The organism is Microcoleus sp. F10-B2, assembly GCF_036704965.1.
Taxonomy (GTDB): Bacteria; Cyanobacteriota; Cyanobacteriia; order Cyanobacteriales; family Microcoleaceae; genus Microcoleus.
Window position 1 is genome coordinate 1 of sequence record NZ_JAUBTB010000204.1, and the last position, 2,396, is coordinate 2,396.

At 45.0% G+C, this 2,396-nt stretch carries 2 protein-coding genes; one reads left to right on the top strand and one right to left on the bottom strand.

The features are described 5' to 3' along the window. Positions 1 to 726: 726 nt before the first annotated feature. Positions 727 to 1,602 carry a dihydrofolate reductase family protein gene (locus QUA99_RS32580; RefSeq protein ID WP_333245705.1) on the top strand — a complete coding sequence of 292 codons (876 nt, stop codon included), beginning with the start codon at positions 727 to 729 and terminating at the stop codon, positions 1,600 to 1,602. Between the two features lie 506 nt (positions 1,603 to 2,108). On the opposite strand, the gene QUA99_RS32585 is transcribed toward QUA99_RS32580, so the two are convergent. Continuing rightward, a partial coding sequence (locus QUA99_RS32585; protein WP_333245702.1) for a TraX family protein occupies positions 2,109 to 2,396 on the bottom strand: 288 nt, incomplete at its 5' end.

The window sequence follows — 2,396 nt, forward strand, 5'->3', positions numbered from 1 at the left end:
GATTTTTGGCTGGCATACACTATAACTAATGATTGCTTATTTTTTTATATTATACAATCTAGCTGCGTCTCAGCTTACCATGCCCTCTCGGAATTTCAATTATGGACTGTATGGTGGTTGAAAAATTAGCAATCTGTTCGTCAGTTGCTCGGCATTTCGGACAGGCTGTATATTCAAATATTGTATTAGAACTGTCCGTATGTTAGCATCGCTGACACCTCAGCATCCATTTGCGATCGCTCAGAGGTTCGGTGAGAAATCAGCATTTCTTTCTTGACGAATATCCGTTAAGCTGTTGTGCACCTAGATTGTTTATGGTATTAGAGGGGGAGAAGGGGAGAGGGGGAGAGGGGGAGAGGATTTGACGAGTTTTGATATGGGATCGAAATATGCAATTTAAGTGCACAACAACTTATTAGTTTATCTGTGAAATACAGGTGAACGGTACTTCCCGCAATTTCTGGTTTAAATAAATGAGCTGCGATTGAATTATTATAGGTTAAATAATCCATGTTTTTTATATAATTTGAAAAAAATTGGTACTTTTACAAATTATAACCCGAGTTGCTAAGCAGATGAGTATGGATAAATTTAATGATGTCAAAAGCGCAACCCGAGATTGATTATAAAATTTTGCTATTACGTCCGCATCGCCAACAATAATACGGTATACATCGGTGAAGTTAATTAGTTAAATAGGATGTAGTGCGAACCTTTCATAAATTAATGACATATAAAATCGATCGACCTCACGCAACAGTAATACTCGCGATCAGTGCTGACGGTAAAATTGCAGATGCAGTACGAGCGCCCGCGAGATTCGGTTCTGCCAACGACAAAGCCCACCTAGAACAGCAAGTAGCAGCAAGTGACGCGGTTTTGTTCGGCAACGGCACTTTACAGGCTTATGGGACGACGATGAGAGTGATTTCGCCGGAATTGCTCAAACAGAGAGAATTGCAAGGGAAGCCCCCACAACCGGTGCAAATTGTGTGTTCGCGATCGCGCAAATTTGACCCAAACTTGCGATTTTTCCAGCAACCAGTGCCTCGGTGGCTGCTGACAGGGCAAGACAGTAGGGAAACGGCATTGCCGTCTCCGTACCCGACAAAAGACGGGGAAACGGCATTGCCGTCTCCGTACCCGACAAAAGACAGTAAGTTCGATCGCACATCTGGCACCATTCTCAAGAACGGGCAAGATGCCCGTTCCACAAGAGATGAATTTTCTCGCTTCACAGGCATCTTGCCTGTTCATAAAAGGCTTATTGAGAATGGTGCAACATCTCAATTCGATCGAATTATCTATGCGAAAACCGCAGGTGGAGAGATTGATTGGATTGATGCGTTTCAACAGCTAGCAAACTTCGATATCAAACGCTTGGCGATTCTGGGCGGGGGAAAACTGGTAGCGTCTGTGCTGGCTGCAGGCTTGGTAGACGAACTTTGGCTGACGGTGTGCCCGTTAATTTTGGGCGGGGCGGATGCACCGACACCTGTGGAGGGAGAGGGTTTTTTGGCGGACTTAGCTCCGAAATTGGAGCTTTTGGCGGTTAAACAGGTGGGACAAGAGGTATTTTTGCATTATAAGGTCGATCGATAGTCGCGCATTTGTAACTGGTTCCCAGGCAGAGCCGGGGAACCCATGTAAGCGAGGCTCTGCCTCGCCAGCGCCAGGAAAATCGAGGCTCGAACTCTGGCTGTGCGTTACCAGGAAGAGCCTGGTAACAAGTGTGGAACAGGGGAAATTATATTAACTTAAATGAATCCCCACCTGAGTTTTTTGCTTTTTCGAGTTTTAGTTCTTCGGCTAGTTCTTTGACTTGGAGCTTGTACCGATCGCGCTCAGCTTCAAGATTTTTAATTTCTTGTGACAGATATTTTTTAGTATCTGCAAGCTTCCTGCTTAACACTCTGTTGATGTCTCGAAGGTTTCGGACGTGATCGCGTCTTTTTTTTTTGCTTTTCGGTTTCTGACATGGTTATAATGTTGATGGGAGGATTTGGCGATGGCTCACTTTAAGTTCTGTTAGGGGATACCGTGAAATTTCGGCACATCACCTATATATCAGGCTAAAGTCCCCTCAAGTTCGATTCTTGAGCCTTCCCTTACAATATTGCTCGCAGCGCGGCGAGTCCCGCCAAATGGACTGGGTAAAAGTAGTAAAAGAATTTTTTTTCGATCGCCGTCGGCTTTCGGTCTTTGGCTGGGTTGTGCCAACTTAAGATTACTGGTGTCAGCACTGCGAACAGTTGAATTAAGCTGCTCGCACTGGTGGCATATATGATATTTGTGATGCTCCAGCTTATCCACCACATCCGATCGCCTTTGCCTTTTAGATTAACCATCAGTAGCGGGCAAGCCACTGCATACCAGCCGTAACTGACTCCTAAAAC